This window comes from Streptomyces sp. NPDC054961 (assembly GCF_053609145.1).
On sequence record NZ_JBSGWY010000065.1, the window covers coordinates 23691 to 28616 of the forward strand.

Below are 4926 nucleotides of genomic sequence, written 5' to 3' on the forward strand. Positions count from 1 at the left end.
GTGGCCGGCACGGTCCGTGCCGGCCAGCGCCCGCCCTGCGGCCGGGAAGCCGGGTGGCACGTTCTCCGGGCGCGGGCCCGACACAGGCAGGGTGTTCGCGCCATCGTCGGGTTCCGGCCGTTCCCCCAGGAGTTGCTGCCCCGTGGTGATCTTCGGTGGAACGCTCTGACCAGGAAGGCAGGGTGCCGTCCTGTGAGGAGAAGACCATGTCCGACGCCACGCCCAGTCCCGAGATCACCGACCTGGGCGCGATCCCCGGTTCCGGTGACGGCCCCACCGTGCCCGCTCCGGGCTCGATCCCCGTGACCGAGATCCACCCGGAGGCTGGCAGCGGGCTGACCGTGGTCGAGCCGGCCGACGTGAAGGCGGAGGACGTGGGCATGTTCAGCGTCCGCTACAAGGGGTTGGTGCCCACGCTTGTCCTCACCGGCGGCACGATCGTCCCGTCCCTGATCACCGTCGTGGACGGGTCCGGGAACATTCTGGGTGAGTATGAGGCACGCCCTGCTCCGAAGCGGATCGCGAGCCGGGGGGTTCCCGTGGACCAGAACGATCTCGTCTGCGCCACCCCCGACTGCAAGCCCATCAGCTGGACCAAGTAGGCCCACCGGCCGGGCCCCCGGCCGGCATCGACCCGGGGCGAGCACGTACACAGCGCTTCATGAGAGATCAACACAGGTCGGCTCCGTACCGCCCCAGAAGGGCACACACATGTCTGAGAACGAAGCAGCGCCCGAGGTGACCGACCTGGGGTCGATCTCCTCGCAGAACACCGGGACCGAGTCACCCACCATCACTGTGGCCCGCGAACGGCTGGTCGAGGCCATCGGCCGCGAAGCCGTCTTCCTCGCCGACCAGCGAGCAGGCCAGGCATCCGAAGGACTCGAAGCCCTTGCCCGCGCATTCGCGCTGGTGGTGTCCGGCCCCCTGGCCGTTGCCGACCGCGGCAGTCCGGTGATCATGGACCGAAGCCGCAACGTCATCCTTGAACCGTCGTTCGGCAGCCCGGCCATCACGAAGGACGGCATTTCAATCGCCAGGGAGATCGGCTGAACGGCCGGTGACTACTGGTTCAACGACGAGAGCGCCGGCGACCAGGACGGCCCCAACAGCCGCCTGCACACCTGATCGGCCTCATCGGCGAAGCCCGGGCGTGGTGTTTGCGCCATCGCCGGGTTCCGGCCGTTCCCACAGGAGTGCCTGCCCGGTGGTGATCTTCGGTGGAACGCTCTGACCGGGACGGCAGTGTGCCGTCCTGTGAGGAGAGACCATGTCCGACGCTACGCCCAGCCCTGAGATCACCGACCTCGGCGCGATCCCCAGCTCCGGGGACGGCCCCGCGGCCCCCGCTCTGGGTTCGATCACGGTGACCGAGATTCACCCGGAGGCCGACAGCGGCCTGACCGTGGTCGCGCCGGCCGATGTCAAGGCCGAGGACGTGGGCTTGTTCAGCGTCCGCTACCGGGGGTTGGTGCCCACGCTTGTCCTCACCGGCGGCACGATCGTCCCGTCCCTGATCACCGTCGTGGACGGATCCGGGAACATCCTGGCCGAGTACGAGGCACGCCCTGCCCCGAGGCGGATCGCGAGCCGGTGGCTTCCCGACGACCAGAACGAGCTCGTCTGCGCCACCCCCGACTGCAAGCCCATCAGCCTGGGCAAGTAGGCCCCCCGGCCGGGTCCAACCCCGCCCGGCAGCGGCTGTGGGGCGGGGCGCTTTCGCGGCGCGCAGTCGATCCCCGGCTCGGCGAGCGGGGCCGGCTGTGCCCGGTCGAGCCGTTCACAGCGGCCCCTGACGTACCGGGGGCGTGCGCTATCGGCTGCTTAGCGCGTCCCGCATCGCGCGGACCGTGGCCAGGTCCGCGCGAGAGGGCAAGAACTCGCGCACACCGGACTCGCGCGCACCAAACTCGCCTCTAGGCGGTGCCACCGCTGAGAGATCCCGCGGGTCCCTGTCCTGGTAGCGCGTCCGGGTCAGGATTCAGGCACGCATCATCGATGCTTACGAATAGTCCTGGTAGGCATCGAAGCCCTGCTGCCCGATGTCCCGCTTCCCGATGCTCACAGCAGGGGCAGCCATCACGGTGGCCGAACCGGCTACCAGGGCGTAGGCGTGGGCGAGCTGCTCCAAGGCTGCGGCTGCCTGGCCGGGGAACTTGTCCGCGACGTACTGGGCCTCGCTACCGATGGCCTTGAGGAGGATGTTCCGGGTATCGGCGGCGGCGGGTGCCTCGCGCAGGTTGATCTGCGCGGGGATCTGCTGGATCCCCGCGGACTGGCTCTCGCCCGACGGGATGGCGCCCAGGCCGGTTGCTTCGGTGATGACTTGCTCGTCTGCCATGGCTCGGTTCTCCTCCTGGCCAGCACTGTGCTGCCCTGATCGCAGCGTGTCAGGACGCCGAGATACCGATCCACGACTCCATGCGGATCGGCTGGGAATCGACGTTGGCGCAAAGATCAATGTGCGGGGCATGCAGCACAGGCCGACCCGGCCGGCTGGGCCACCGGTGCACAGGGTCTGTCTTCTGTGGGGCGGGGCGTCACCAGGAGGGGCTTGGGGGAGTTGGGGAGGCGACTGGTCCGGCGCCGGTCGCCGTGTGGCGAAGGGTGCTGGGCGTGTTCCGTCGCTACGAGCAAGGATTGAAAAGATGATCAAGGTTTCCCGGGTGGCGGCTTCCGCCGTCCTGGCCTTCGGTGCGCTGTGTCTTCCCGCGTATGCCGCGTCGGCGCAGGCTCCCACCACGACTGCTGATCTTTATGATGGTTCACGACCAGTTCTGCGCCCCGGCCCTGACCCTGTACCCGGAGCCGTTCTTGGAAATGCTGGGCCCGGACCCGGACGGCGTGGCTGACCGGTCGCTGCGGCCTGCTCGGACCGCATGGCCCCCAGGTCCCCCGGACAGGTGACTCGTCCCCACAACTGCCCCTGGGTGACGATCCGCTGAGAGGCACCATGCCTGCCGGTGCGGCGGCCAGCGCCGCATCCTTGGGCCTGTGGCGCCGATCGTGATTCCCGAGCGGAGCCCAGCCGACGGTCAAGATCCGCAGCTGATCACGTAATCGGCAAAGCCCTCGACAAGAGCGATGCTTTCAGGCCCTTGGATGGGGGCCGCGTACTCGGCGACGATGACGGCCTGCTTCGTCTTGACCACGGTGGCCCCATCAGCCTGCTTCTTGAGGTAGATGGACCGATCGGCGGTCGTCCTGACGCAGAAGAACTTCTGGCCGGCGAGCTTGAGCCCGCTTGCCTGGACCCGTGACAGGTCCTTGAACCCCTCGATGACAGCCTTCTGCCCTTCAGCAGAGAGCGTGTACCCCGGGGTGGCGGCCCAGACCCCGCCATCCAGCCCGAGGATGGCTGCCCTGGAGACCTTCCCGGAACCCACCAGATTGACGTCCACGTACTTCTGCCACTCCGCCATGCCGTGTACCTCCTGGCTCACGCGCGTACCGGACGGTACGCGGCGGGCGATCGTCACACGCGGCGGGCAGCCGGGAGTGCAACTTTGCCTGAAATGACCTAAAGGAGTGCGCCGCAAGCCGGAGAACGTCCGCCGGTACTTCACCCCCTCCCCGGATGTGATTGCTGAGGTGACCAGCCTGCTCGCACCCGGTGACAGCCGACGCTGAGCCAGGTGCGAGCGGGCCAATCAACTCGTGGGGCGTTCAGATGGCGGGGGCATGGGTCAGCTCGGCTGGTCGCCGGTGTACCGGTAGATCTCGGCGCCACTGTTGATGTGCCACACGGTGCCGTCGGCGCCGGCGGCGATGTCGATGGCCGTGCCGGGGATCTTGACCCACGGATTGCCGCCGCTGGCGTCGTTGTTGGTGTACTTGTAGATGCTGCCGCCGGGGTCGACGCCCCACACGTTGGTCCGGGAGCCGACCGCGATGCGCTTGAGGCTGCCGTTGACGCTCTTCCACGGGTTCGCGCTGTCCTGGTCGCCGGTGTAGCGGAAGACCTGGTTGCCGCCGTTGACGCCCCACACGGTGCCGTCGGCGGCCGCGCCGATGTCGCTGAGCGCCCCGGGGATCTTGATCCACGGGTTGGCGTCGTGGTTGGTGTACCGGTGGATGGCGCCGGCGGAGTCCACGCCCCACACGTTCGTCCGCGAGCCCGCGTCGATGCGGACGAGGCTGCCGGTGATGCCCTTCCAGGGGTTCGCGCCGTCGCTGTCGCCGACGTACCGGTAGATCTGATTGCCGCCGTTGACGCCCCAGGTCGTGCCGTCGGCGGCCGCGCCGATGTCGCTCAGGCCCCCCGGGATGTTGAGCCAGGGATTGGCGTCGTAGTTGGTGTACCGGAAGATGGCGCTGGCCCCGTTCACCCCCCACACCGTCGTCCTGGACCCCGCCGAGATCGCCGTGAGAGCCCCTGCGACCTTCACCCAGTCCGCCATGTCGAACTCGCTTTCTTTCGCACCAGTGCTTGCACCCACATCCTTGGCGGGCAGACGATTCGACCAAACGGGTTGATTATTGAAGCAATACCAAATACGTCTGTAAACTAGTGTTTTGATCCCGGCGGCCCTGCGGCTTAGGGGACGGGGAGGTGCGCGGCCCGGGGGCCTTCGGCCGAAACCGCTGTCCCACCCACGAGGGATCGACGTCCGACCCGACCTGTGCGGCTGGCTGCTGCGCGGGCGGAAGCGATCTGGCCCTCCCGGGCAACCGTTACCGTCCTCTCCCTCTCCATGCTCTCGTCGGCATCTGCTTACGGGGCCAGACGCATCGCCCGCCTGATCAGGTAAAACAGCTGGAGGCATGACTCCGCCCCGGCACAGTGTCGGCGCATGTACCGGGGCGGGAGGTCGCGTGAGCCGATTCTACTCGGGTGCGTCGGCCTCACCTGCGAAAAGGTGCGGCACATTGAGCCTTTTCCAACCTCAGGTTGAGGCGTGGTGAAGGCCGTCCTCGTCCTTCACC

At 68.0% G+C, this 4926-nt stretch carries 6 protein-coding genes and 1 pseudogene; 4 read left to right on the forward strand and 3 right to left on the reverse strand.

The window, feature by feature from the left end:
- The first annotated feature begins 206 nt into the window (after positions 1–206).
- The 3 genes from ACWF9Z_RS34520 to ACWF9Z_RS34530 all read left to right on the forward strand — a co-directional run bounded on the left by ACWF9Z_RS34520 (position 207) and on the right by ACWF9Z_RS34530 (position 1666).
- Positions 207–602 carry a hypothetical protein gene (locus ACWF9Z_RS34520; RefSeq protein ID WP_453609258.1) on the forward strand — a complete coding sequence of 132 codons (396 nt, stop codon included), beginning with the start codon at positions 207–209 and terminating at the stop codon, positions 600–602.
- Between the two features lie 109 nt (positions 603–711).
- Positions 712–1053 carry a hypothetical protein gene (locus ACWF9Z_RS34525; protein WP_453609261.1) on the forward strand — a complete coding sequence of 114 codons (342 nt, stop codon included), beginning with the start codon at positions 712–714 and terminating at the stop codon, positions 1051–1053.
- A 217-nt stretch (positions 1054–1270) separates the two neighbouring features.
- A complete protein-coding gene (locus ACWF9Z_RS34530; RefSeq protein ID WP_453609263.1) occupies positions 1271–1666 on the forward strand; it encodes a hypothetical protein in 396 nt (131 codons plus the stop codon).
- 336 nt (positions 1667–2002) lie between these two features.
- Here ACWF9Z_RS34530 and ACWF9Z_RS34535 read toward each other — a convergent pair whose 3' ends face one another.
- Together ACWF9Z_RS34535 and ACWF9Z_RS34540 are read right to left on the reverse strand one after the other, a co-directional pair.
- Complete coding sequence (locus ACWF9Z_RS34535; RefSeq protein ID WP_453609266.1) at positions 2003–2341, reverse strand: hypothetical protein; 339 nt, start codon at positions 2339–2341, stop codon at positions 2003–2005.
- A 694-nt stretch (positions 2342–3035) separates the two neighbouring features.
- Positions 3036–3443 (reverse strand): profilin, encoded by a 408-nt coding sequence (locus ACWF9Z_RS34540; protein WP_453609268.1) that lies wholly within the window; start codon positions 3441–3443, stop codon positions 3036–3038.
- Between the two features lie 79 nt (positions 3444–3522).
- Between ACWF9Z_RS34540 and ACWF9Z_RS34545 the strand changes: the two are divergent.
- Positions 3523–3630: pseudogene (locus ACWF9Z_RS34545) on the forward strand (site-specific integrase); the annotation flags it as partial.
- A gap of 56 nt (positions 3631–3686) precedes the next feature.
- Here ACWF9Z_RS34545 and ACWF9Z_RS34550 read toward each other — a convergent pair.
- Positions 3687–4328 (reverse strand): tectonin domain-containing protein, encoded by a 642-nt coding sequence (locus ACWF9Z_RS34550; RefSeq protein ID WP_453609271.1) that lies wholly within the window; start codon positions 4326–4328, stop codon positions 3687–3689.
- Positions 4329–4926 lie beyond the last annotated feature (598 nt).

What these genes read in the sequence shown, in the direction of transcription:
- ACWF9Z_RS34520 (WP_453609258.1), top strand. Translation starts at nt 207, where the DNA reads ATGTCCGACGCCACGCCCAGTCCCGAGATCACCGACCTGGGCGCGATC.
- ACWF9Z_RS34525 (WP_453609261.1), top strand. Translation starts at nt 712, where the DNA reads ATGTCTGAGAACGAAGCAGCGCCCGAGGTGACCGACCTGGGGTCGATC.
- ACWF9Z_RS34530 (WP_453609263.1), top strand. Translation starts at nt 1,271, where the DNA reads ATGTCCGACGCTACGCCCAGCCCTGAGATCACCGACCTCGGCGCGATC.
- ACWF9Z_RS34535 (WP_453609266.1), bottom strand. Translation starts at nt 2,341, where the DNA reads ATGGCAGACGAGCAAGTCATCACCGAAGCAACCGGCCTGGGCGCCATC.